Consider the following 829-nt stretch of genomic DNA (forward strand, 5'->3'; position numbering starts at 1 on the left):
GTCGGTCGCCGGCGTGCACCTGGAGCCGCTGGGCGTTTACTCCAGCAAGTACAAAACACTGGAAGAGCTGCCAAGCACCGCCACCGTCGTTATCCCGAACGACGCCACCAACGGCGGCCGTGCGCTGTTGCTGCTGGCCAAGGCTGGCGTGATCCAGTTGAAGGATGCGAACAACATCCTGTCGACCGTCAAGGACATCACCGCCAACCCGAAGAACCTCAAGTTCCGTGAACTGGAAGCCGCCACCATCCCGCGCGTGCTGACCCAGGTCGACCTGGCCCTGATCAACACCAACTACGCGCTGGAAGCCAAACTCGACCCGTCCAAAGACGCACTGGTCATCGAAGGCAGCGACTCGCCTTACGTGAACATCCTCGTTGCCCGCCCGGACGACAAGGACAGCGAAGCGATGAAGAAACTGGCGGCTGCACTGCACAGCCCGGAAGTGAAAGCGTTCATCGTCGAGAAGTACAAAGGCGCGGTAGTGCCAGCGTTCTGATCTGCGAACGCAACGAAAAAAGGGGACGCCAGCGGCGTCCCCTTTTTTTGCGCTGTGAATGTGCACGCCCGATCGTTCCGATGCTCTGCGTGGGAATGAATCCCGTGACGCTCCGCGTCACAGGTGGACGCAGAGCGTCCATGGCGGCATTCCCACGCAGAGCGTGGGAATGATCAAAAGAGAGGAAGAAACTGGCGGCTGCACTTCACAGCCCGGAAGTGAAAGCGTTCATCGTTGAGAAGTACAAAGGCGCGGTAGTGCCGGCGTTCTGATCTGCGAGACACACAACGAATGTGCACGCCTGATCGTTCCCATGCTCTGCGTGGGAAT

At 59.5% G+C, this 829-nt stretch carries 1 protein-coding gene and 1 pseudogene; both read left to right on the forward strand.

Going from position 1 to position 829, the window contains the following annotated elements:
* Positions 1–499, forward strand: a 499-nt coding sequence (locus D8U69_RS06945; protein WP_241668645.1) for a MetQ/NlpA family ABC transporter substrate-binding protein, incomplete at its 5' end; no start/stop codon positions are given.
* A 185-nt stretch (positions 500–684) separates the two neighbouring features.
* Positions 685–771, forward strand: a pseudogene (locus D8U69_RS06950) (methionine ABC transporter substrate-binding protein); the annotation flags it as partial.
* Between the last annotated feature and the right edge of the window lie 58 nt (positions 772–829).

It is taken from the genome of Pseudomonas sp. Sample_16 (assembly GCF_004307665.1).
Classification (GTDB): Bacteria; Pseudomonadota; Gammaproteobacteria; order Pseudomonadales; family Pseudomonadaceae; genus Aquipseudomonas.